The sequence below is a fragment of the Burkholderia sp. SRS-25 genome, assembly GCF_004343765.1.
Lineage (GTDB): Bacteria > Pseudomonadota > Gammaproteobacteria > Burkholderiales > Burkholderiaceae > Burkholderia > Burkholderia contaminans.
In genome coordinates this window covers 82,437-104,042 of record NZ_PTXM01000023.1, presented here as the reverse complement: position 1 = coordinate 104,042, position 21,606 = coordinate 82,437, and the positions used below count along the sequence as shown (strand labels likewise).

Here is a 21,606-nt window from a genome sequence, read left to right as displayed (position 1 = left end):
ACTGATGGCGCACGTTGAGCAACCCGACTCGACCCAATTCGAAATAGGAGATTGGATGAAGCGATTTGTAGTAGTGCCGAGTCTGATGGCGCTCGTGGCGTTTCTGTTCACGACGGCCATGGTCCGTTCGGTGCATTCCGCACCCGCCCCTGAGCCGATAGCGAACGCAGTTCCCGCAGTCGAAGAGCCGGCGAAGCCATTCGTTGCGCAGGTCGTCGGCCTGATTTGGTTGAACCCGTTGCAACGCATGGACTACCCGACAGAATGGCAATTGCTGTGGACGCAAGGGCTTGCCGCGCCGAACAAAAGCGATGACATGGTTCGAACCGATCCTAAATCCTTTGCGACGCTTCAATCAATTGGCGCACTGGTGTACGGCAATCGCGGCGAGGAGACATTCAAGGGCTTCTATGCCAAGTACATTGATAAATTCATCCTGCTCATACGCACCCGTTATTTCAGCAACACAAAATATTTCTACACGGTGAAGTCCGAGAAGCAAATCGATTGGCGCGAACTCGCGGGTATCCGGGTCGAAATTGCCACTCCACTTCGCCTCGACGCGGCCTATGCCCGATCGCGCATGATCGATCGGATGATGAATTTCTTCGAGATCGGCCCGCCGTCACCCAAGACTTTGTGGAGCCGCGACACGCCTCCCGACGTACGAATCACGCAAGGCGGCCCCAACGCCGGCTTCATATCGCTGAACAGCGCATTGGACTACTTGCAGGCGAACCCCGACAAGAGCGTCTGGGTGATGAACTGGGACGCACCCGACTTCCCGCCCACGGATGCACAGATCAACGAGAATCTGGTCGCGCTGTTCCTCGCCGGCCCAACCTTCAAAACCGAGCGTGAACCGCTCGCCTGGATCGGCAAGGCCGCGACCGGTAACACGCATGATTTTCCGCAGAAGGTCGGTACGACCCGCGCCGTGCAGACGTGGAAGGCGACCATCGACCAAGCGGCACGCAACGCCGGCGTCGCAGTCCCGGATCTCCATTACATCGTTCACGACGCAGGTAAGGGCAGCGACGCATCATCGTCACGTCTTGCCGTGCTCGGACAGACCTTGACCGAAACCCTGCCCGAATACGACCACCGCAAACAGACCTTCAACACGGCGGCCCTACTCGGCGACATGGGAACCGGCAGCGCATTGACCGACGTCGCGCTCGCCATCGGCCGGATCAATCACTTTGGCGGCAACGCACTCGTCGCCGGCACGACCGATCCCGAGCATCCCGTCGCGGTCGTCGTCCGGCCACCATCGAAGCTCACGCCGATCGATCCCGACAAGGACTGGTTCCGCGCACGCGGCGGAAACAACGCCTACCTGCCGTGGTGGGGCCGCCGGCACGATACCGATTACGGCATGCAGGGCTATTCGTGGTGAGGTATGTCAGTGCGATGGTCGGCGGGCTTGACGCCCATCAGGTTCATCGGCCGTTGCGGAGATCGCGTCGGCGCTTTAAGTCTTCGTTAATACTGCACGCCTAGCATGATCATGCCGGCGAACGGATCGGACTCGATCCGGGGCACCGGCGGCACGCGCGGGTGCGTCGACGTCACGGCGCCGCACCGTCGCGCATCGCCATTCCCTTGCAACGGCGGCGCATCATGATCAAGAACTTCGACTACCCACTCGGCAGCGACACGATTGCACTCTGCGCGAGCTTCGGCGCGGGGCCGGCGTGGCGCCGCGTGCTCGTGAGCCGGGCGGATTCGATGGAGACGCTGGTGGTGCTCGACGCGCGCGGGCTGTCGGGCTTGCTGAAGGTGGCGACCGAAGCGCCGGAAGGATTGCTCGACGACGCGATCCGCAAGGTCGGCGACGAGCAGCTCGTCGAGCGGGCGATCAGCGGCAAGGCGATCGTCGACGCGTCGCTTTGACAGGGCGGTGCGTGAGCGTGCCGACAGGCACGGCCGCACGCACCGCGTTGCATCACGTTGATGACGCTTACGCGGCGAACCGGTCTGTCGCCGCGACCAGTGCTTCCAGAATCCCCGGCTCGTTGTACGCATGCCCCGCACCGGGCACGATCTCGAACGTCGCATCGGGCCACGCCTTCGACAACTCCCATGCGGTGCGCGCGGGTGTCGCGACGTCATAGCGACCCTGCACGATCACGCCCGGGATGCCGGCGAGGCGATGCGCGTCACGCAGCAACTGGCCTTCCTCGACGAAGCCGCGGTTCACGAAGTAGTGGTTCTCGATCCGCGCGAACGCGAGCGCGTAGTGACCGTCCGCGAAGTGCGCGGCGAGTTTGGGATCGGGCAGCAGCGTGATCGTGCGGCCTTCCCAGATACTCCACGCACGTGCGGCTTCGAGCTTCACGGCTTCGTCGTTGCCGGTCAGCCGGCGATGGTAGGCGGCCATCAGGTCGCCGCGCTCGGCTTCCGGGATCGGTGCAACGAAGTCTTCCCACAGGTCGGGGAACAGCCACGATGCGCCTTCCTGGTAGTACCACAGCAATTCCGCGCGACGCATCGTGAAGATGCCGCGCACGACCAGTGCGCTCACACGCTCCGGGTGCGTCTCTGCATAGGCGATCGACAACGCACTGCCCCACGAGCCGCCGAACACGAGCCACTTTTCCGCGCCGACCATCTCGCGCAGGCGTTCGATATCGGCGACCAGATGCCACGTCGTGTTGTTCTCGAGGCTGGCGTGCGGCGTCGAGCGCCCGCAGCCGCGCTGGTCGAACAGCAGGATGTCGTAGCGCTCGGGATCGAACAGGCGGCGATGGTCGGGGCTGCAGCCGGCGCCGGGGCCGCCGTGCAGGAACACGGCGGGCTTGCCGGCCGGGTTACCGCAGCGCTCCCAGTAGATGCGATGGCCGTCGCCGGTGTCGAGGTGGCCGTGGGCGTAGGGTTCGATCGGTGGGTACATGACGTTTCCTGATTGAAAGGTCGGTGGGGCGCAGGGCAGCCGGTGCCGAAGGCAGTACGCCATTATGCCCAACTCGTCGAAATGGCGCGTTCCGGTTCCCGCATGCGGGACGACTGCCGTGTGGTCGATCGGTAATGAAAAAATCCGTAAAAAAACGCATCGCATCGGTCACGCATTCCGATTCAATATGCCTGTGTATTTCATGTGCGTGCCACACGTGAAATGCACTCATGACGCTGGCCATGCGTCGCGGATCAATGAGAAATCAAAATAATTCCGGGGATTGTGAATGGATAGCGATTCTCTGACGAGGAAGGAGCGCGAGATCGTGTCGTTGATCGCACGGGGGATGCGCTGTACGGAGATTGCCGCGGCATTGGGAGCCGCACCGATGACGGTGCGCAAGCATCGCGCGAACATCGTGCGCAAGCTCGGCCTGACCGGCACCGCGCAACTCGTGGCCTACGCGGTCGAACACGCGCCGCCGCTCGCGGACGACGTCTCTCCTTGCGAAGATCGCCGCGCTCGGGCCGCGTGAGCGGGATGTGCTGCGCCTGATCGGCGCGGGTCTCGCGAGCAAGGAAATCGCAAGATTGCTCGATGTCAGCCCGCGCACGATCAGCAAGCATCGTGAAAACATCATGCGCAAGCTGTCCATTCACGAACTTGCCCGTCTGGTGAAAATCGGTCGCGAATTGTGATTCCGGTGATCCGTATTTTCGCTACGCAATCGGAGGTATTGAGGGGTATTCGCATTCGGTGCAATTTGAATGCCGGGCGGATATTGCATTGCATTCGCTCGCGGACGGGAGAATGCGCGATATTCCGAGGGCGAATTCACCCGATTTTCATCATGAAAAGGAGTGAAAAATGGAAAGCGAAAAAGTGATTGTCTGGAAGGACGATCCGGCCACTCAGGTCGAGGTGGCGACATTCGTCAATCAATCCACTGCGGCGTTCGTGGTCGATGTCACCGAACCGCAGCAAGTCAAGGAGTGGACGAAACTGCTCGAGTCGACGACCGCCGACGATCACGCGCAAGGCGATGCCGCGCCGCGTCCGCGGCCTCGTCGCGTGCCGAACGCCTCGATCTATCGCGGGGTGGTGGTCACGACGGTCAGCACGTTCGCGCTGCTGATCGGCTTCGCGATCTGGCGGCGCTACGAGGTGGATGCGGAACTGAGCCCGAGCCGCATCCTCTTTCGCCTGCGCCCGCCGCCGCAGCAAGCGTAACTGCCGGCCCGGCCGTCGCCCGATCGGGCGCGGCGGCCGCGTGACGCACCGCACGCGCCGGCGGGACAGCACGGCGGCGCGTGCGGAACCGGAATCACAGGAGATCAATCATGCCAGTTGACAATTCGGCGGCCGAGTCCGCCCGGAGTCTGTTGAACGGTATCGACTACAGCGCCCTGATCGGCGGCCCGTTGCAGGCCGCGATCACCGCGCAGGCGATGGCCGCGAAATCCACCTATGAGTTTATCGACAAGGTCGGCCTCACGACCGACAAGGACGGCGTGAAGCAGGCCGTCAACGTCACCTTCCTGTACCAGAAGGACGGGCAGATGGTGAAGCTGATCGTGCCGCTGCTGACGATCGTGCCGGTGCCGCTGATCCTGGTCGACGAAGTGACGATCCAGTTCAAGGCGAACATCAACGCGGCGGCGTCGTCGACGTCGGAAGAGTCGAAGTCGGAGGCGATCGCGGGTGAACTGTCGGCGCAGGGCAAGATCGGCTGGGGGCCGTTCAGCTTGTCGGCGCAGATGAAGGCAAGTTACTCGAGCAAGAAGGATTCGAAGGCGACGCAGGATTCGCGCTATTCGGTCGAGTACACGCAGGACGTGTTCGTGCATGCGTCGCAGGCCGGCGTGCCGGCCGGGCTCGCGACCGTGCTCAACATCCTGTCGAGCGCCGCGACCGGTGCGAGCCGCAACGGGGACATGCAGGTCAGCCCGGCGTTGTCGACCGTGATGTCCGGCGATCCGTCGCAGCAGCAGATGCTGCAGGTGCGTCTGCAGAATTCGAGCGGGCTGTTCGCCGGCGATACGCAAGTCGTGTTCCAGATCGATCCTGCGCTCGCCGACAAGTTCCGCATGAGTCGGGCGCCGTTCGGTTCGACCATCCCGTTCGATCAAACCGGCAAGATCGCGTCGTTCAAGACCGACGGCGACGGTTCGTTGTCCGTCCTGTTCTGGGCCGAAGGCGAGGTCGCCGCGCAGGCGATCGACCTGACGGTGTCCGCGTCGATCCCCGCACCGGACGGTGGCAACGCCGACGCAAAGACAGTCGTCGTGCCGGTGCGCGTGCTGCACCGGTTGCCGCCGCCGGCGGCGCCGTCGCTCAAGAGCGCGCAGGCGATGCTGTCGATCGCCAAGGGGGACACCGGCAAGGACGTCCTGACCGCGCTGAAGCCGGACGGCACACCGGCGGTGGGCGTCGAGCTGAATTTCACGTTCGACACCGGCGGCACGGCGTTCGAGGTCGAGGCGAACGGCAAGAGCGTGGAGGGCAATTCGCCGAAGACGGATGCCAACGGCCAGGTCGAGATCGTCTGCAAGGCCCTTGACGACAGCAGCAAGTCGGTCATGACCGTCAACGCGACGATCGACGGCGCCACCGCGTCCACGAGCATCACGCTGCAGGCCAAGCCCTGATCCGCCCGATGTGACAACCCGCCCGCGCCGGCCTGCCGGCGCGGGTTAGAGGAGAACACCGATGACCAATCTGCGGGATATCGCCGCCGCGTTCCTCGACAGTCTCGCGGGCGCGCAGCACGAAGCGAACCTGTATTCGAAGCGCCTTGCGGTGCAGTATCGCGAGGATCCGTTGCTCAAGTATTTCCCGGTGCCGAACGGCCTGCTCGACGAAGCGAACGTGACGCTGCGCTTCGCGGTGCCGCCGGGCGCCGACGGCGACGAACGGGCTTCGCGGCTCGACGCGGATACGCCGGCGGCCGATGCGCTGCCGTCGCAGGTCGCCGTTGCCGATCTGGCGACGGAGGCCGGCGCGCTGCTGCTGCGGGATCTCGCCGATGCGCTCGGCTCCGTGCGCGGTGCGAGCGGGGCGGCCGGTGAGGGCACCGACCCGATCCGCGACCGGATCGACGCGTTGCGTTCGTCTCGCGTCGCGCGCGAGCTGGGCAGCAACCTGCATGCGCTGCTCGGCGACGTACTGACGCAGGCCATGCGCGGTACGGAGCCGTCGCTCGATGCGCTGCGTGCCCGACTGCTCGACGTGCTCCATGCGTCGCTGGACGGCAGCCTGGCGGACGTGTTCGACGCAGACGGTCGCACGGACGCGGGACGCGCGTCGTTCGCCGCGGTGGTCGATGCGAGCTGGGAGGCGCTGCGCGGCCTGGTCGACGCGGCCGCCGAGCGGCAGCGCCGGATCCAGGCGGAGACCGCGCGCGTGCCGTCGCTCGCGGTGACGCTGGACCCGGCCGCGCTGCAGGGCATTCCGGCCGAATTCGTGCAGACCTTGACGCTGCGAGCGAAGCTGCGCAACTACAAGTGGGTGCTCGTCGGCGAAGGTGGCCGCGAGCGCGACGAACTGGTCGTCACGGAGTGATGCCATGACCGATTCCATCAGCCCCGTCGTCGATCTGCAGTACTTGTTTGCCGCGCCGATCGAGGCCGTGATCGAGGCCGACTTCATGGCGGCGCGTCAGTTCGTCCGGTACGTCCGCGAGTTTGGCTTCGTGCAGAACGCGTCCATTGTCTGCGAACCGGGCGACCCGAATGGCACCGACTTCGGCGAACTGAGGATGATCACGTTCTTCTACGAACAGGTGGTCGGCAAGGACAAGAGCGAATGGCGCCGCGTGCAGGTTCCGGTGCTGTCGCTGATTCCGCTGCCGCTGCTCGAAGTGAAGACCGCGACGTTCGATTTCGGCGTGCGTCTGCTGCTCGCCGAGCGCGTGCAGGCGCCGTGCGCGATCCCGCTGCTGCCCGACGATGCGGACGACACTGCGCCGCGCCGGTATCGCTGGAGCGCAATGCTCGCGCGTGGCCGGCCCGAGGCCGGCAGCCACGCGCGTGAGGACGTGTCGCCGTTTCTCGAGGCGAACATCGGCGCCAAAGTCGAAGTCGGGCAGGCCGGCATCCCGGCCGGCATCGGCAATCTGCTGGCGCTGCTGGGCATGAATACCCAGGTAAGCGGCGTCGGCACCCAGGCCACCGGCGACGGTGGCGACCACTCCAGGAGGGAGTCATGAAGACGAGCGAGAAGATGCTGAACGACGCGCCGGGTTTTGCGTGCCCGGTTTGCGCACGCGGGCGGGTGAAATTGTCGCTGGCGGATTTTCTCGGCAGCAGCGAGGTCCGCTGCCCGATGTGCGGCACGTCGTTCCAGATGGACAAGACGGGCTGCGAGGAACTGGTGGATCGGCTGCAGGATCTCCAGGTCGCGCAGCAGAACGTCCGGCTGCTGGAGAAGAAAGCCGATCGGTGAAAACGGCGCCGCGACTTAGCGGCGGCCTGCGGGTCGTTGCGCCGCAGCAGACGGCCAACCGATCGCCACCCGCCCCGGGCGTCCCGCCGGGGCGGCCCGCGAGCCGGAGTGGCATCGGGAATTTTGAAGCAATTTCATTCCGATATTTTTCATACAAAATCGCGGCGGCATATCGGCGTGCCGAAGCGGGGCGCCGGCGTGCTGCCCATCCACCGTGCCAACGGAAACCAGCCGATGAACCATCGCGTCACGCAGTTGACCGGGTTGCGCGCCGTCGCGGTCGCGATGGTGGTGGTCGGGCACGCCGAGCACGTGCTGCCCGGCGGCTACACGGGCTGGTACGCGCCGTTGCGGCTGATCGCCGACGGCCGGCTCGGCGTGCTGATCTTCTTCGTCCTCAGCGGTTTCCTGATCACCAACGTGCTGCGTGCCGAGTTCGCGCGCACGGGCGGCATCGCGCTGACGTCGTTCTACGTGCGCCGCGCGCTGCGGATCTGGCCGGCCTGCTATGTCTATCTCGCGGCGGTGGCGATCGTGGCCTTCACCGGCTGGTTCGACGTCGACCGCAGGCAGTGGCTGTATGCGGCGCTGCACCTGTGGAATTACTCGGCGTGGTTCGGGCTGACCGGCGACAACGCACTGCATCCAGACGGCGCGTGGTATCTCGGCCATTTCTGGTCGCTCGCACTCGAGGAACAGTTCTACTGGTTCTGGCCGCTGCTGTTCGTGTATGGGATGCGGCGCGGCGGTACGCGCTGGCTGGCTGCATTGATCCTGGTCGTGCCGCTGGTGCGCGCCGTGACGTATTTCGTGGCGCCTGCGCTGCGCGGGCAACTCGGGATGATGCTGCACACGGGCGTCGATCCGATCCTGATCGGCTGTTACGTGTCGCTCAATCGCGAGCGGCTCGAAGCCTGGATTCGTACGTGGCGCGGCGAGGCGCGCATCGTGACCGCGATCATCGTCATCGTGCTGATCGGCATGCCGTTCGCCGAACATCGGCTCGGCGGGTTCTGGAATGCGACCTATGGCGTGACGGTCGAAGCCGCGTTGATCGCAATCGTGATCGTCGTGTTGAATTTCCGCAGCGAGTTCTGGTGTGCGCGGTGGTTGCGCGCGCAGCCGGTTGTGTTCGTCGGCACGATCTCGTTCAGTCTTTATCTGTGGCAGCAGCCGTTTGCGAACCCGGATCTGCAGGTTCCGCATGCGTTTCCGCTTGGGATCGTGTGGGCGTTGATGGCGGCGACGGCCAGCTATTTCCTCGTTGAGAAGCCGTTCCTGCGGTTGAAGGATCGTTATTCGGCGCGCGAGGCGCGGCGTGAGCGTGACGATGGGTTACGGATGCCGACGTCGGGCGAGGCGATCGGAGCGAAGGTGGCGGAGTAGGTGGGCGGGGCGGTGCCCCGCCTGGGCGTTACTTGAAGCGCTTCATTGCGGCAGGCGAATACCAGAAGTTTCGGAACATATCGATTCCGTACGACTTGCCGTCGTAGTGGACGATCGTGCGTGCGGTGCGCTTGCCCGTCTCCGAATAATCACCGTCCTTGCGCTGCGTCTTCGCAATATGGGCGGTGATCGACAGATCAGCAAAGCCGTGGCTCGATGTTTTCTCCACGGCGATCGTCATGCTTGCCTCTTCGCTGCGCGCGTCGCCGACACCGGGGCCGCAGGCGTCGCCCTCGACGCTGACCCACCCGTACAGGTTGGTGCCGAACACCGGACGGATGCGGTTGCCGTCGCGCACCCAGAGCGTGAGTTCCTCGCTGGCGTTGGCGTCGGGGCAGCTTGCCCCGCGCGCGCTGCTCGTGAACACGACGCCGAACGCGCGCACGTCGGGCGACAGCCGGTAGGGGGCGGTGTCGATGCGATAGCTGCTCTCGCCGATTTCCGTCGCGGCGTCCTCTTCGATGACCGACTTTTCGGCCGCCACGACCTTGCTGCCTTCCACGAGCGCGATGACCTGCAGCTTGTTGCTCTCGTCCGGGTTCTTGCTTTTGGGAAGCGAGTCGAACGCAACGGCCGCGATCGTCGTTTCGGGCGCATTCGGCATGACCTTGCATGCCGACGCGACGACGAGTCGGTCCACGTCGCGTGTGGCGATGCGTGCGCTCGTGACGCCGGCCCAGCGGGCGACCGAAACGACGGTCGCGTCGTCGCAAGCCTGGTTGTCAGCCGCCTGACCGGCGGTGGCGGCGGCGAGCGCCATCAGCGGGACGAAGCGGAGGATTCTCATGGTCACGATGGGTAACGGTTTTCACAGACTTTCGTTGCATCGCTGGGTCGAATTCGAACCCAGAGCCGCCGTCGGTAGCCCGGTCACAGGGATGACTAGGGTTCAATTCGGTTGCAGAAAGTCCGTAATTGGCTCTCTTGTTGACCGCCTGCACTTGACGGTGGAAAGCCATCGCTCAGAATACTTCAAGATTCCTAGTTCAGTCCCTTTAGATTCCTGCTTTACGAGGTAGTCCATTTTCGATGACTAACGGACAATTGGCGGATTCACGGGGTGTAAAAAGGCAGTCCGAATGCCTGGAAAATTTGCAGGGTCAAGAAGTAGTGCGATTACCGCAGCTTCGCTACGAAACACGGTCATCCATACCGACCAGTGGCCCATGGCACGAGCCCAAGGTATGACGTCTGCCGGCATCCTAGTGCCAGCCCGGACTTCATTTCTCATGTCCTTTGCTCGTTCGAATGCGTCGGTCCGGTTGCTCATAGCACCTGGTCGGTTAAGCCCGCACAGCTTCCTAGTCGCGACAGCGGCGGCTGTAACCGCACCAACGGTACCATTTGATCGATAGTGAAACACCTTATAAGATTCATTGTGATCCGGGAAAACATAGCCTTTTCGGTCTGGATTGAACGCTTTTTTAAAATCTCTATTGCATGTTGGGCACGCAAGTAATAGATTATCCCAGTCGGTGATCTTTCCTGACTTGGATTTTGGTTCAACATGCTCTACATCAAGATCACCGTCCTTTTTTTCACAATAAGCGCAGTAGGAGCCATATCTTGATAGTAGATCAGCTTTATAGCTCTGGTAAGTTAAATATTTTTTACTGTTTGGAAGGCGCTTAAGTGGCCGCATTATTTTTCGTCCATCTTAGAAGCATTGCGCTCGGCGCGAAGCAAAGCTACGAAAGCTGGGTCTCGGTTGTAACGAATTTCAAATTCATCCAAACGAGCTTTCGCCTTGGCAAGTTCTTCAGGATCTCCTCGCGGAGTGGTCTTGAGTAAGGTGAAATATTCCTCAGCAGCCGCAACTTGCTCAAGGTAATAGGGGCTGCGCTCCACGTCAGACATGCCCATATACTCCTCGGCAACTTCTGGGATACTTTTTTTCAAATAATCTCCCACATCTCGCTGTTGATCGGAGTCGAGGTCGATTATGCGGGCATGTCGCAAACTTTGCACAACAAACGGAGAGTGAGTAGTGAAAATAAATTGAAGTTTTGGGAAGGCGGCATGTAATTTTTCGACAATGCAACCCTGCCATTTTGGATGCAAATGCATGTCGGTTTCGTCCACTAAAGCTATTCCTGGAGATTCGCTGAAAACCTCCAGACCAAGGTGGCGATTCAAGGAATAAATTCGGTATATAATATCAAGTCCCATTGAGAGGACGCTCTCATAGCCACTACTAAGAAGTGACACGGGACAAAATCCGCCCGACTCGTGGAAGCGGACGAAAATTTCATTTGTCTCAGGGTCGTGGCGAATGTCATCGAGCGGGCAGTCCGCCGATTGAAAAAGTGATAAAATACGGGATTTAACCAGAGTTAGGATTTCTTTGGTGTTTCCGATATTTTCGAGAGCTCTGCTTTGCAATCCGGCGAACCAGCGCTCTGCTGCCCATTGACTGCTTTCTTTGTTTAGGGAGTTGATATATCCCGCATTCAAGTCTGCAAGAGCTCGCTTCAAGTTGGCTGTTTCTTTCTTTTGAGTGCCTAGTCTGGCAACTGAGTAGTAACCCAAGAAAGGCCGTGTTACGTGAGTTCCTTTTTTCACCTCAGCGTACGCGTCCGCTCCTAGATGCTCAATCTTTCGGGCTTCAGATTTTCGAGTTTTCCCTGATAGAGATAGGCGGTCTCGGCACCATTCAATCATTTCACCGTGTACCTCGCCCTTGGCGTATAGCTCGGATGGTGTGTGATAGATGCGCTGGGTTGAACCATCACTGTTGAAGCGAAGTTCCTGGCGGATGTCGTCATTTTTAATTGTCAATGAACTTATGCCATCAATGCCCAAGAAGTAACTGCCTGCCAGTATTGCGAGTGCATCCAAGATTGCTGATTTGCCGGTGGCATTGTTGCCTAACAAAACTGTAATCGACGGGTGCAGGTCATACTCTGCCCGTTCGATTCCGTGGAAATTTCGAATTGCAATGTGATCGATGCGCATGCGTGACTAGGCTCAGTCAATAACTGCGTTACTCAAAATGTGTCGTCCACTGATTATCCCCTGAAATGTGGATTTGGACGAGGGTGGCGAGGCAGAACATGAATGTGGCCTGACCGGAGGTGACGTCGTCGTCGTGGAGCGCCCGCAAGGGACGTGTCGCATAACGTTTACGGTCTATCTGCGGGCGGTTCCGACGGTGCGTGTTCCACATCGATCTTATCGCAGAGAGCAAGACTGTTGCCTACTTGAGACGCAGCTCAATACGACCGATTCTTTGCGATCCATGATTGATGTACCTAACGGGCCCGACGGCCGCTTACCGCTGTTGATCAGCCGTCGGAGCGTTCCAATAAAGGGTGGTGAAAAGGGTGGTTTCTTGCCGACGGATGCCAATATGTCGGGTGTTTCCGACAAATGTGCGACGAAGAAAAAAAGGCCCTTGCGGGCCTTTCGTAGACGAAGGTAACGGTAGCGCTTACCGCGTCAACGCCGTAAACCCTTCCAGCAACCGCTCGACATCAGCCGCCTGAATCGCGCCCATCGTCGAGATCCGGAACAGTTCCTTCGACAACCCGCCTTGCCCCGCATAGATCACAAAGCCACGCGCCTTGAGCCCGTCATGCAGCGTCTCGTACGTCACACCTTGCGGCAACCGATATGCACGCAGCACCACCGACGATTCGCCTTCCGGCAGCACCAGCGGCATCCCGCGCGCGGCGAGCCCGGCTTGCGCCTGATCAGCCAGCGCCTTGTAATGCGCATGCCGCGCACGCCAGCCGCCAGCCTCGTCAAACTCGCGCAGCGCTTCGACGAGTGCGTAATACGCATGCACGGAAGGCGTGAACGGCGTATTGCGCTGATCCTGCAGCTTCGCGAGACGACCGAGATCGAGGTAGTAAGTACGGCTTGCGGCCTTCACGAGCGCACTACGGCGCACGATCACGAACGCTGCGCCCGGCACGCCGTGCAGGCACTTGTTCGCGGTCGCGGCAACGGCATCGATATCGCCACCGGCGAAATCGATCGCTTCCGCACCAAAGCTGCTCACACCATCAACGAGCATCTTCACGCCACGCGCACGGCAGACTTCCGCGATCGCGGCGAGGTCGTTCAAGCGACCGGTCGTCGTTTCATGATGAATCACGGCAACGTGCGAATACCCACCCGCATCGAGCTTCGCACCAATCTGCGCGAGATCGGGCGCCTGCATCCACTCATGCTTCAGCACATCATGCGCGATCCCGTACTGCGTCGCGATCTGCGTAATCCGCTCGCCATATACACCGTTCTCGATCACGAGCAGCTTGCCGTTCTTCGGCACGAGCGCGGCGATCATGCTTTCGACCGCGGCCGTGCCCGACCCCGTCATCAGCACGGCCGTCCACTCAGCCGGATCAAGCTCATACGCAGCAACGAGACGCGCACGCGCCTCATCCTGCAGATCGAAGAATTCGCTTTCGCGATGGCACAGATCGGGTTGCAGCAGGCTGCGGCGCACGCGTTCGGTGAGCGTGACCGGGCCGGGGTTCAGCAGCAGCATCAATGGGCTCCTTCAACGTGGGCTTCGGCCTGCGCGGCGCCGATGTGCCGCATCAGACGGGTCTTGACTTCGACCGGCGTGACGGTCGGGCGGGGCAGGCCGTCGGGCACGCCGGTGCGGATCGCGAGCCGCACGAACTGCGTACCGTCGGCCGGCGTGGCAAGCGCCGTATCGAGCACGTCCAGCGTATCGCCTTCGACCGCCGACGCATACCCGCACGCGGCAGCCACACCCGCGAACGAAACATGTTGCGACACGGTGGCCTGGCCACCGGTCGATTCGTGCGCACCGTTGTCGAGCAGCACGTGCGTGAGGTTGGCCGGGCCGTAGGTGCCGAGCGTCGCGAACACGCCCATGCGCATCAGCGCGGCGCCGTCGCCGTCGACCGCGACCACGCGCAGATCGGGGCGCGCAAGCGCGAGGCCGAGCGCGAGCGGCGTCACGCAACCCATCGAGCCGACCATGTACAGCTGGTTCGGGCGGTCGTCGATTGCGTAGAGTTCACGGCCGCAAAAGCCGGTCGACGCGAGCACGACGGTCGAATCGACCGGCGTGTGCGCGATCACGCGCTGCAGCGCGTCCTGGCGGGTCGGCCACGCGTCGGCCGACGCGGTGCGCGACGACGACTGCGCGGCGACATGCGCGCGCGGCTTCGCGGCCGGGTTGGCCTTCAGCTCATACGGCGCGACGCTGCCTTTCTGCATCACGAGCGCGTACGGGCGGCCCGTCGCGTCCATGTGCGCAATCGCGCGGTCGAGTGCCGGGCCGACCTGTTCGGGGTCGGTCGGGAAGGTCTCCCACGGGATCTCCATCGTGTCGAGCATCGCGGGCGTGATCGGGCCCATCAGCGCGTGCTGCGGCTCGTCGGCCACGCCCGGCTGGCCGCGCCACGTGACGATCAGCAGCTGCGGCAGGCGGAACGTCCACGTGAGCGACGTGAGCGGGCTCACCGCGTTGCCGAGCCCCGAGTTCTGCATCATCGCAATGCCGCGCTTGCCGCCGAGCGTCGCGCCCGCGATCAGCGCGACCGCGTCGCCTTCGTTCGCGGCCGACACGTAATTCAGCGTCGGGTCCTGCAGCACGTAATTGATGAACGGCGTCAGGTACGAGCAGGGCACGCCCGCGTACCAGTCGAAACCGCGCTCGCGCGCGGCCTCGACGAACTGGGCCGCTTCGATCATTGCGCGCCCCCGTTGCCGGCACCCGGTTCGGACAGCGGCGTCTGGCCGTGCGCGAAGTCGCCCGCGCGGCGGAAGTCTTCGAGATCGTTGACGCCGCGCCAGTGGCCGTGCACGTACTGCACTTCGATCTTCTCGCCGGCGGCGATCAGTTCGTTGAGCAGCGACGGGATATCGAGCGTGTCGAAATCCGGACGCGCCTGTAGTGTCGCGAGCATCGCCTTCAGGCGCTCGACACCGGCGCCGCGCACGTTCAGCAGGCCGATCCAGCGGCCGTGCGGCGTGCCTGCGGCGACGTCGCTCGATACGCGTTGCAGGTACGTCTTCTGGCCGAACAGGCCGCGATCGTCAGCGGCGGAGCAGAGCGCGAAATCGCGCACGCTCTGGTTGGTTTCGGTGAGCGACGAATCGACCACCACGCTGAACTCGGCCTCGCTCTCCGCGAGGTCGCGCACGATGTAGCTGCGGAACAGCAGGTCGCCGTACGAGATCACGGTGTCGCCGGTCAGGCGGTCGGCCGCGCAGGCGAGCGACGCGAGTTCGCCCGTCTGTGCGTGGCGTTCGTTGACGACGAGCTTGATGCCCGACGTGTCGATCGCGTCGGCGCGATAGCCGCCGACCACGGTGATGTCGTTCACGCCGTGCGTCTTGAAGCCGTCGACGAGCCAGCGCAGCAGCGGCTTGCCGGCGACCGGCAGCATGACCTTCGGCTTGTCTTCGGTCACGGCTTCCAGGCCCTTGCCGCGGCTCGCGGCGAGCACGATCGCCGCGTTCGACGCGCGCGACGACGACGACAGGTAGATACGCTCGGCCGCCGAGTATTCGTCGGCGTCCTGCAGGCGGAAGATCTCGTTGACCGATGCAACGCGGTCTTCGACGTTGATCAGCGTTTCGCTCTCGTGGATCTCGCGTGCGGTCGCCTGCATCGCGGATGCCGACGCGCGGATCAGGTGGTTCGCCCAGATCACGGTGCTGATGCCGGCCTGGCGGAACACGTCGGTCGGCGTGCTGTAGTACTTGGTCGGCACGATCACGAGCGGCGCCTTGCCGCTCCATTCGCGCGCGAATTGCAGGATCTCGTCCGGGCGCGACAGCTTGCTGTGGATCAGGATCGCGTCGGCGCCGGCTTCCGCGTATGCGTTCGCGCGGCGCAGCGCCTCGTCCATCCCCCAGCCGGCGATCAGCGCCTCGACACGCGCGACGATCGAGAAGTCGGGATCGGTCTGCGAATCCTTGCCGGCCTTGATCTTGCCGCAGAACTCGTCGATTTCCGCGAGCGGCTGGCGCTCGCCGCCGATGAAGCTGTTGGTCTTCGGGAACTGCTTGTCCTCGATACAGACGCCGGCGATGCCGCGCTGCTCGAGCTTCTTCACGAGGCGGCGCACGTTGTTGAAGTTGCCGTAGCCCGTGTCGCCGTCGAGCAGGATCGGCAGATCGCTCGCGTCCGCCATGAATTCGAGCACGTCGACGACCTGGGTCCAGCTGGCTTCGTTGTTGTCACGCACGCCGAACTGCGCGGAGATCGCGAGGCCCGACGCCCAGATGCCCTTGAAGCCGGCTTCGCGGACGATCCGCGCGGACAGGCCGTTGTGCGCTTCCATCAGGAATTCGAGGTCGCTGCTGACGAGCATGCGGCGCAGGCGTGCGCTGCGCGATTCGGTGAAGTTGGGTTCGCGTGCGTTCATCGTGCGACTCCTGCGGTGGTGCGTTGAATCAGGGGAAGGATTTCTTGCGTGGCGCGAGCGACGTCGTTCGGGAAGTCGATCTCGATCCACGGTGAGCCGGTGACGTCGGCGACGTCGAACGAGTGACCGCCTTCGAGCAGCAGGTCGCGCACGGCTTCTTCGTGCGGCATGTTCGCGCGGCCGCTGTCGACGTAGCCCGCGACGATCGTCGCGAGGCGGCGCGCGGTGCCTTCGGTGAAGCGGAAGAAGCCGACCGATTCGCCGATCGTGTCGTACTCGAGGTCGACCGCGAGCTGCTTGCGCAGTTCGACCGGCACGCCGTCCTTCAGGCACAGCTTGACGGGCTCGTCGCCGGCTTCGAAGTCGCGATCGATCAGCAGGCGGTCGACCGCGCGGTCGGAATCGGCCACCAGTGCGTGCAGGATGTTCTCGTCATACAGCACGTCGGCGTCCATCAGCAGCACGTCGCCGCCGCGCGTCATCGCATCGGCGACGGTATGCACGGTCAGCACGCTGCCGAGGTCGTAGCGGTCGTTGATCACGATCTCGGCCTGGCGGCCGAGGCGCTTCAATTCCTGCTCGACCTTCTCGTGCTGGAAGCCGAGCCCAAGCACGATCTCGTCGACGCCCGCGGCGTCGAGCACACGCAGATGGCGCTCGAGCAGCGAAACGTCGTCGAAGCGCAGCAGGCACTTCGGGAACTGCGCCTCGGGCGGTTGTTGCAGGCGCAAGCCGAGGCCTGCCGCAAGAATGATGGCTCGCATGGGTTCTCCAACCAAAAAGCCGGCGGATCTGAACGATCAGTCGGCGAGCGGCTGCGGCGCACGGCGCCGCTGCCAGTTTCTTTCACTGAAATGCAGATAGAGCAGGCCGGGCAGGCCGAGCGCGAGTTCGCGCGCGCGTTTCGCAAGCGACAGCGCGAGCGCCGCGTCGGGCGGCAGTCCGACCAGCGGCGCGAGAAGCAGGTAACCGCCTTCCTGCGCGCCGAGCGAGCCCGGGATCGCGAAGGCCGCGCCACGAATGGCCTGGCCGACACTCTCGAGCAGCAGCGCGTCGAGCCAGCTCACCGGATGCCCGAGGAAGTGCAGCGCGAGCCACACTTCCGCGGTGCCGACGATCCAGCCGACGAGACTCAATGCGAACGTCTTCGCGACCTTCGCACGATCGCGGTACAGCGCGCCCACCGCGTCGTCGATCGCATCGGCGCGGGTAGCCAGCGACGACCAGTCGCGCGGGCCGAGCAGCTTCGACGCGAGGCGCAGGCCGCGGCCGAACAGCCCGCGCCGCTGCGCCACGTAGAACAGCGCGGCGAGGGCGCCGAGCACGCCGGTGGCGATCAGCGCGGGCGTGCGCAGGTGCGCGACCGATTCGTGCGTCGCATACAGGCTGAACGCGGCGATGCCGATCAGCGCGAACGCCATCTGCGAAAGCGCCTGCATCGTCGTGCTGACCGTGACGGCGGCCGCCGCGTCGGCCATCCGCGTGCCGCGCTGCGCGAGGTGGCGCACCATCAGCACGGGGCCGCCGATCTGCCCGGCGGGCAGCAGGCTGTTCACCGATTCGCCGACCCAGCGCGCGCGCAGCGCGTTGCCGAGCTCGGCGCCCGGCTGGCCGGGGCGGAACATCACGGAGATTGCGATCGCGTCGATCACGAGCGGCACGACGTGGAACGCCGCGACGAGCGCGAGCCCCCAGCCGGCCGCGAGGAACGTGGACGCAACCGCGCCGACGCCCTGCCAGGCAAGGAGTGCAACGAAGAGTGCGGTCCCGAGGGACAGCAGGATGAGGCCGGCGCGTGTCATGACCCGGTCGTGCGTCGCGTCGCCAGTTGCTTGAACACCTGGCGGAAACCGAAATACGCGATCGCATCCTTCATGTTCGAGATGAAGCGCTTCCACGGCCGCATGCCGGGGTTCGTCACGTATTCGAACGTGAGCGACACGCGCATCTCGTTCTGGCCGAGCGGCGTGATGCGGTGGCGCAGCTTGTCGCCGTCGAACAGCACGATGCCGCCGTCGGCGATCTGGACGGAGCCCGGTTCGTCGGCCACGTCCGGATTGCGCGTGTGCAGCTCGTAGTCGAGCCGGCACGACGATTCGTCGATCACGCCGATCAGCAGCGTGTAGCGGCGGCCGTCGTAGTACGACGTGTCGTAGTGCCAGCCGATGTGGTCGCCGGGCTTCGTGTAGTAATACAGCGCGTACGCGTGCGGATCGTCGTCCGGCGACAGCATCAGCTTGTCGCCCGTGACTTTCTCGAGGAAGCTGATCAGCGCCTTCGAGCGATACAGTTCGGCGATGTACGGCGCCTGTTCGTCGATCGTATGACGGCTTACGCTGCCGCCTTGCTTGTGGCCGGGCAGGTAATTGCGGTTCAGGCCGGCCTGCATCGCGCGGGCGGCGCCGGCCAGCTTCGCATGTGCGTCGGCCGGCAGGAATTGGTCGAGGTACAGGAACGAGCCCTGGCGCGTGTAGTCGCCGCGCAGGCGGTCGAGGTCGAGCGTGCCGACACGGTCGGCCACGGTGCGATCGGGGTCGGCCGCGGCCGCGCGCACGGGCGCGGGGCGTGCCGGGCTCAGCACGGAGTCGTCGCGCGTGCTAGGAGTCATTTGGAAGCCTGGATTTCAGTAGGGTTCTGCGAAACGTTGCCGCGCCGGACGATGCGCCACCAGTCGAACACGACCCACGCGGCGAACAGCGGGGCGCCGATCGACGCCGCGAGCAGGAACGGCTCGACGCCGTCGAACAGCGTCACGAGCGGCAGCAGGTAGAGCACGTCTTCGGTCTCGAAGCCGCCGGCGAATGCCTGCTTGGTGCCGGCCTTGCCGGCGAACGATTCGATCCGCATGCGCAGGAAGAAGATCAGTGCGACGGCCGCGCCGGCCACCGCGCCGAGCAGCACCGGCGACGCAGCCATCTGGCCGCCCTGGGCGACGATGCCGACGCCCATGCTGACGAACAGCGCGACCGTGACGAGCGCGTCTGCCGCGAGGTCGTAAAAATGACCGATCTTGCTGGATTTCCCGCTGATGCGCGCGAGCTCGCCATCGGTGTGGTCGACGAAGTTCGACAGCACGATCAGGAACGCGCCTGCATTGCTCCAGCCGAAACCGCCGTGCGCGAGGCACCAGGCGCCGGCGAGGCCGATCAGCAGGCGAACGGTAGTGAGGTGATTCGGGGTGACGGGCGTGTCGACGAGCGGTCGGACAAGCGAGCGCGCGAGCCGCGCATCCCAGGTGCGAGGCAGGGGCGGTTCGGAACGTGTGGCGGTTTTTCTTTGGTCCATCGGCGAAATATATACGGAATTGTAATTTGGTGCTTTTTATTCGATCAATGTCCTGACATGAGGGAGTGTTACCGCGTCTTGCGGCGATCGGCCGGCCGAAAAGCGCGTGCGCGAAAGGGGGGGCGAGCGGGGCTGCGGCTTTCGTATTCCAGTGTGGTTCGCGTCGCGCGACTGTCAAGGACGGACGGGCCTCACAGGCAGGTGCGGCGGTGTTTTTCGTGCTTCCCTCCGCGTGTCGCGCGGCGTGTGCGAGCTTGACGTGTGTCAGATCGGAACGAGCCGCATCGGGTGACAATTGGCCGCGTCGGACGGGCATCGGTCATTGTTGATCGACAGGCGATAAATCCGAATGGAAATCCGTCGATTGATGAGCGCGGGTTGGTGATCGACGGCAGGCCATTCTGTCCGAAGCTTTCGCACACCTTTCGTTTGAACTCGATTTAAACGGCGCGCCTGTCACACAACGGTCGTTCGATACCCGGCAAATCCGGCAAGGATCTTTTGCATTTGGCGGACATTTCGCGGCGATGGCCTCTGCGATACTCCGACGGTGCCTGTGGTGCCGGCCGCCCCGCGCGGCCCCAAGGGCTTCATGTCGCTCAGGAGACACCCCCCGCGACGTCAACGACAGACCCAAGCGTCAGAAACCAGCCATGTCTTCATCACGCATCCTCGCCCCCGCCCTGCGTTCGCTCGTCCGCACCGCCGACGAAGCCGCCGCGCTGATCCGCCCCGGCATGACCGTCGCCATGAGCGGCTTCACGGGCTCCGGCTATCCGAAAGCCGTACCGGCCGCACTTGCCGCCCACATCGACGCGGCGCACACGCGCGGCGAGGACTTCCGGATCAACGTACTGACGGGCGCATCGACCGCGCCGGAACTCGACGGCGCGCTCGCGCGCACCAACGGCATCTCGATGCGCCTGCCGTACCAGTCCGACCCGACGTTGCGCGACAAGATCAACGGCGGCGAAGTCGACTACCAGGACGTCCACCTGAGCCACGTCGCGCAGTACGCATGGTTCGGGCTGTACGGCGATCTCGATGTCGCGATCGTCGAAGTCGCGGGCATCCGCGAGGACGGCCTGCTGATTCCGTCCGCGTCGATCGGCAACAACAAGACCTGGCTCGAACGCGCGAAGCACGTGATCCTCGAGGTCAACTCGCGCCAGCCGCTCGGCCTCGACGGGATGCACGACGTCTATTACGGCACCGCGCTGCCGCCGCACCGCAAGCCGATTCCGCTGACGAAGAGCGACGACCGGATCGGCGAGCCGTACCTGCGCTGCCCGGCCGACAAGATCGTCGCGATCGTCGAGACCGACGCGCCGGATCGCAGCAACGCGTTCTCAGCGCCGGACGCGACGTCGAAGCAGATCGCGCATCAACTGATCGACTTCCTGCGTCACGAAGTGAAGCGCGGGCGCCTGCCGGAAAACCTGCTGCCGCTGCAGTCGGGTGTCGGCAACATCACGAACGCGGTGCTCGCGGAGCTCAGCTCGGCTGGCTTCTCGAACCTGACCGCGTACACCGAGGTGATCCAGGACGGCATGCTCGACCTGCTGCAGGACGGCACGTTGAGCTTCGCGTCGGCCACCGCGCTGTCGCTGAGCCCGGCCGCCGTGCAGCGCTTTGCCGACGAAATCGCGACGTTCCGCGAGAAGATCGTGCTGCGCCCGCAGGAGATCAGCAACCATCCGGAACTCGTGCGCCGCCTCGGCTGCATCGCGATGAACGGGATGATCGAGGCCGACATCTACGGCAACGTGAACTCGACGCACGTGATGGGCACGAAGATCCAGAACGGCATCGGCGGCTCGGGCGACTTCGCGCGCAACGGCTACCTGTCGTGCTTCATGTCGGCGAGTACCGCCAAGGGCGGCGCGATCTCGCGGATCGTGCCGATGGCGAGCCACGTCGACCATACCGAGCACGACGTCGCGGTGGTCGTCACCGAGCAGGGCCTCGCGGACCTGCGCGGCCTGTCGCCGAAGCAGCGCGCACGCAAGATCATCGCGACCTGCGCGCACCCCGATTACCGGCCGATGCTCGAGGATTACTTCGAGCGCGCGTCGCGCGAAAGCTTCGGCAAACATACGCCGCATCTGCTCGCCGAGGCGCTGTCGTGGCACGAGCGCTACGTGCGCACCGGCACGATGAAGGCCTGACGCGAAG

22 protein-coding genes are annotated in these 21,606 nt (G+C 63.8%); 11 read left to right on the top strand and 11 right to left on the bottom strand.

All coding sequences use genetic code 11. The features are described from left to right. The first annotated feature begins 55 nt into the window (after positions 1 to 55). Positions 56 to 1,399, top strand: a complete 1,344-nt coding sequence (locus C5O79_RS29860; RefSeq protein WP_131932011.1) for a virulence factor — start codon at positions 56 to 58, stop codon at positions 1,397 to 1,399. A 224-nt stretch (positions 1,400 to 1,623) separates the two neighbouring features. Further along, the gene (locus C5O79_RS29855; RefSeq protein ID WP_122475538.1) at positions 1,624 to 1,896 is read left to right on the top strand and encodes a hypothetical protein; all 273 of its coding nucleotides are present in this window, start codon (positions 1,624 to 1,626) and stop codon (positions 1,894 to 1,896) included. 67 nt (positions 1,897 to 1,963) lie between these two features. Here C5O79_RS29855 and pip read toward each other — a convergent pair whose 3' ends face one another. Next, positions 1,964 to 2,896 (bottom strand): prolyl aminopeptidase, encoded by a 933-nt coding sequence (gene pip, locus C5O79_RS29850; protein WP_071332793.1) that lies wholly within the window; start codon positions 2,894 to 2,896, stop codon positions 1,964 to 1,966. Positions 2,897 to 3,185: 289 nt separating this feature from the next. Between pip and C5O79_RS29845 the strand changes: the two genes are divergently transcribed. The 8 genes from C5O79_RS29845 to C5O79_RS29810 all read left to right on the top strand — a co-directional run bounded on the left by C5O79_RS29845 (position 3,186) and on the right by C5O79_RS29810 (position 8,728). Continuing rightward, on the top strand, positions 3,186 to 3,434 hold the full coding sequence (locus C5O79_RS29845; protein WP_089442787.1) for a helix-turn-helix transcriptional regulator: 249 nt from the start codon (positions 3,186 to 3,188) through the stop codon (positions 3,432 to 3,434). 7 nt (positions 3,435 to 3,441) lie between these two features. After that, positions 3,442 to 3,597: a LuxR C-terminal-related transcriptional regulator gene (locus tag C5O79_RS29840; protein ID WP_236862379.1), complete on the top strand. Its 156-nt coding sequence runs from the start codon at positions 3,442 to 3,444 to the stop codon at positions 3,595 to 3,597. A 169-nt stretch (positions 3,598 to 3,766) separates the two neighbouring features. Further along, entirely contained in the window at positions 3,767 to 4,129 is a 363-nt protein-coding gene (locus C5O79_RS29835; RefSeq protein WP_089442785.1) for a hypothetical protein, read from the top strand. Positions 4,130 to 4,239: 110 nt separating this feature from the next. After that, entirely contained in the window at positions 4,240 to 5,547 is a 1,308-nt protein-coding gene (locus tag C5O79_RS29830) for a DUF2589 domain-containing protein (RefSeq protein WP_089457993.1), read from the top strand. Positions 5,548 to 5,608: 61 nt separating this feature from the next. Next, positions 5,609 to 6,460: a hypothetical protein gene (locus C5O79_RS29825; protein ID WP_122475540.1), complete on the top strand. Its 852-nt coding sequence runs from the start codon at positions 5,609 to 5,611 to the stop codon at positions 6,458 to 6,460. Then, positions 6,423 to 7,106 (top strand): DUF2589 domain-containing protein, encoded by a 684-nt coding sequence (locus tag C5O79_RS29820; protein ID WP_131932009.1) that lies wholly within the window; start codon positions 6,423 to 6,425, stop codon positions 7,104 to 7,106. Before C5O79_RS29825 ends, C5O79_RS29820 begins: the two co-directional genes overlap by 38 nt. Next, positions 7,103 to 7,342 (top strand): hypothetical protein, encoded by a 240-nt coding sequence (locus C5O79_RS29815; protein WP_089442781.1) that lies wholly within the window; start codon positions 7,103 to 7,105, stop codon positions 7,340 to 7,342. The genes C5O79_RS29820 and C5O79_RS29815 overlap by 4 nt, the downstream gene beginning before the upstream one ends. A gap of 234 nt (positions 7,343 to 7,576) precedes the next feature. Then, positions 7,577 to 8,728, top strand: coding sequence for an acyltransferase (locus C5O79_RS29810; protein ID WP_122477392.1), 1,152 nt, complete (start codon positions 7,577 to 7,579; stop codon positions 8,726 to 8,728). Between the two features lie 28 nt (positions 8,729 to 8,756). Here the strand turns inward: C5O79_RS29810 and C5O79_RS29805 are convergent, their stop codons facing one another. From C5O79_RS29805 to C5O79_RS29760, 10 genes are all read right to left on the bottom strand, one after another. Continuing rightward, positions 8,757 to 9,575, bottom strand: a complete 819-nt coding sequence (locus C5O79_RS29805; protein WP_122475544.1) for a multidrug ABC transporter ATPase — start codon at positions 9,573 to 9,575, stop codon at positions 8,757 to 8,759. A gap of 246 nt (positions 9,576 to 9,821) precedes the next feature. Then, a complete protein-coding gene (locus C5O79_RS29800; RefSeq protein WP_122475546.1) occupies positions 9,822 to 10,430 on the bottom strand; it encodes an HNH endonuclease in 609 nt (202 codons plus the stop codon). Next, positions 10,430 to 11,743 (bottom strand): AAA family ATPase, encoded by a 1,314-nt coding sequence (locus C5O79_RS29795; protein ID WP_122475548.1) that lies wholly within the window; start codon positions 11,741 to 11,743, stop codon positions 10,430 to 10,432. Before C5O79_RS29795 ends, C5O79_RS29800 begins: the two co-directional genes overlap by 1 nt. Before the next feature lie 475 nt (positions 11,744 to 12,218). Continuing rightward, a complete protein-coding gene (locus C5O79_RS29790; protein ID WP_122475550.1) occupies positions 12,219 to 13,283 on the bottom strand; it encodes a 2-aminoethylphosphonate aminotransferase in 1,065 nt (354 codons plus the stop codon). Next, the gene (gene aepY, locus C5O79_RS29785) at positions 13,283 to 14,464 is read right to left on the bottom strand and encodes a phosphonopyruvate decarboxylase (protein WP_122475552.1); all 1,182 of its coding nucleotides are present in this window, start codon (positions 14,462 to 14,464) and stop codon (positions 13,283 to 13,285) included. The genes C5O79_RS29790 and aepY overlap by 1 nt, the downstream gene beginning before the upstream one ends. Then, positions 14,461 to 16,146, bottom strand: a complete 1,686-nt coding sequence (aepX, locus tag C5O79_RS29780; protein ID WP_047850159.1) for a phosphoenolpyruvate mutase — start codon at positions 16,144 to 16,146, stop codon at positions 14,461 to 14,463. Before aepX ends, aepY begins: the two co-directional genes overlap by 4 nt. Continuing rightward, on the bottom strand, positions 16,143 to 16,910 hold the full coding sequence (locus C5O79_RS29775) for a phosphocholine cytidylyltransferase family protein (RefSeq protein ID WP_046547570.1): 768 nt from the start codon (positions 16,908 to 16,910) through the stop codon (positions 16,143 to 16,145). The genes aepX and C5O79_RS29775 overlap by 4 nt, the downstream gene beginning before the upstream one ends. 36 nt (positions 16,911 to 16,946) lie before the next feature. Then, positions 16,947 to 17,948 (bottom strand): HpnL family protein, encoded by a 1,002-nt coding sequence (locus tag C5O79_RS29770; RefSeq protein ID WP_046547571.1) that lies wholly within the window; start codon positions 17,946 to 17,948, stop codon positions 16,947 to 16,949. Further along, positions 17,945 to 18,754, bottom strand: a complete 810-nt coding sequence (locus C5O79_RS29765) for a 2OG-Fe(II) oxygenase (protein WP_047850157.1) — start codon at positions 18,752 to 18,754, stop codon at positions 17,945 to 17,947. Before C5O79_RS29765 ends, C5O79_RS29770 begins: the two co-directional genes overlap by 4 nt. Further along, the gene (locus C5O79_RS29760) at positions 18,751 to 19,431 is read right to left on the bottom strand and encodes a CDP-alcohol phosphatidyltransferase family protein (RefSeq protein ID WP_039357120.1); all 681 of its coding nucleotides are present in this window, start codon (positions 19,429 to 19,431) and stop codon (positions 18,751 to 18,753) included. The genes C5O79_RS29765 and C5O79_RS29760 overlap by 4 nt, the downstream gene beginning before the upstream one ends. A 653-nt stretch (positions 19,432 to 20,084) precedes the next feature. Between C5O79_RS29760 and C5O79_RS29755 the strand changes: the two genes are divergently transcribed. Then, entirely contained in the window at positions 20,085 to 21,599 is a 1,515-nt protein-coding gene (locus C5O79_RS29755; RefSeq protein ID WP_039357117.1) for an acetyl-CoA hydrolase/transferase family protein, read from the top strand. The last annotated feature ends 7 nt before the right edge of the window (positions 21,600 to 21,606 follow it).

Excerpts from the sequence above, each read along its gene's own strand:
- C5O79_RS29860 (WP_131932011.1), top strand. The coding sequence starts at position 56 with ATGAAGCGATTTGTAGTAGTGCCGAGTCTGATGGCGCTCGTGGCGTTT.
- C5O79_RS29855 (WP_122475538.1), top strand. The coding sequence starts at position 1,624 with ATGATCAAGAACTTCGACTACCCACTCGGCAGCGACACGATTGCACTC.
- pip (WP_071332793.1), bottom strand. The coding sequence starts at position 2,896 with ATGTACCCACCGATCGAACCCTACGCCCACGGCCACCTCGACACCGGC.
- C5O79_RS29845 (WP_089442787.1), top strand. The coding sequence starts at position 3,186 with ATGGATAGCGATTCTCTGACGAGGAAGGAGCGCGAGATCGTGTCGTTG.
- C5O79_RS29835 (WP_089442785.1), top strand. The coding sequence starts at position 3,767 with ATGGAAAGCGAAAAAGTGATTGTCTGGAAGGACGATCCGGCCACTCAG.
- C5O79_RS29830 (WP_089457993.1), top strand. The coding sequence starts at position 4,240 with ATGCCAGTTGACAATTCGGCGGCCGAGTCCGCCCGGAGTCTGTTGAAC.
- C5O79_RS29825 (WP_122475540.1), top strand. The coding sequence starts at position 5,609 with ATGACCAATCTGCGGGATATCGCCGCCGCGTTCCTCGACAGTCTCGCG.
- C5O79_RS29815 (WP_089442781.1), top strand. The coding sequence starts at position 7,103 with ATGAAGACGAGCGAGAAGATGCTGAACGACGCGCCGGGTTTTGCGTGC.
- C5O79_RS29810 (WP_122477392.1), top strand. The coding sequence starts at position 7,577 with ATGAACCATCGCGTCACGCAGTTGACCGGGTTGCGCGCCGTCGCGGTC.
- C5O79_RS29805 (WP_122475544.1), bottom strand. The coding sequence starts at position 9,575 with ATGAGAATCCTCCGCTTCGTCCCGCTGATGGCGCTCGCCGCCGCCACC.
- C5O79_RS29800 (WP_122475546.1), bottom strand. The coding sequence starts at position 10,430 with ATGCGGCCACTTAAGCGCCTTCCAAACAGTAAAAAATATTTAACTTAC.
- C5O79_RS29795 (WP_122475548.1), bottom strand. The coding sequence starts at position 11,743 with ATGCGCATCGATCACATTGCAATTCGAAATTTCCACGGAATCGAACGG.
- C5O79_RS29790 (WP_122475550.1), bottom strand. The coding sequence starts at position 13,283 with ATGCTGCTGCTGAACCCCGGCCCGGTCACGCTCACCGAACGCGTGCGC.
- aepY (WP_122475552.1), bottom strand. The coding sequence starts at position 14,464 with ATGATCGAAGCGGCCCAGTTCGTCGAGGCCGCGCGCGAGCGCGGTTTC.
- aepX (WP_047850159.1), bottom strand. The coding sequence starts at position 16,146 with ATGAACGCACGCGAACCCAACTTCACCGAATCGCGCAGCGCACGCCTG.
- C5O79_RS29775 (WP_046547570.1), bottom strand. The coding sequence starts at position 16,910 with ATGCGAGCCATCATTCTTGCGGCAGGCCTCGGCTTGCGCCTGCAACAA.
- C5O79_RS29770 (WP_046547571.1), bottom strand. The coding sequence starts at position 17,948 with ATGACACGCGCCGGCCTCATCCTGCTGTCCCTCGGGACCGCACTCTTC.
- C5O79_RS29765 (WP_047850157.1), bottom strand. The coding sequence starts at position 18,754 with ATGACTCCTAGCACGCGCGACGACTCCGTGCTGAGCCCGGCACGCCCC.
- C5O79_RS29760 (WP_039357120.1), bottom strand. The coding sequence starts at position 19,431 with ATGGACCAAAGAAAAACCGCCACACGTTCCGAACCGCCCCTGCCTCGC.
- C5O79_RS29755 (WP_039357117.1), top strand. The coding sequence starts at position 20,085 with ATGTCTTCATCACGCATCCTCGCCCCCGCCCTGCGTTCGCTCGTCCGC.